Here is a 300-nt window from a genome sequence, read left to right as displayed (position 1 = left end):
CAGCGTCTTCGAGTTTTGGCAAAAAGTGCCATCGCTTTCCAACCATCACAACCGCATATTAACCCACATAGTACAATGACTAAAATCGTTAATAGCGAGTAAGTGCAGCGGCCACCAACACGTCGATCATCAATTGATAGAAAACAATGAAACAAATATTGATTTTTTCCAAATTTACGCGTACTTTCTAACACAATCAGGCTCCTTCTTAAGATTTTTATAATCTACGTCGGGAAACGTAGGTGCCTGATTTTTATCACTTCTTATTTAAAGTGTCTATTTAAAATTCAATAAACATCT

At 36.0% G+C, this 300-nt stretch carries 1 protein-coding gene; it reads right to left on the bottom strand.

Going from position 1 to position 300, the window contains the following annotated elements:
* Positions 1-194, bottom strand: a 194-nt coding sequence (locus DGG96_RS20620) for a transposase family protein (protein ID WP_165831660.1), incomplete at its 3' end; no start/stop codon positions are given.
* Positions 195-300: the final 106 nt, after the last annotated feature.

Source organism: Legionella qingyii (assembly GCF_003184185.1).
This window is presented reverse-complemented; position numbering and strand designations above follow the sequence as displayed.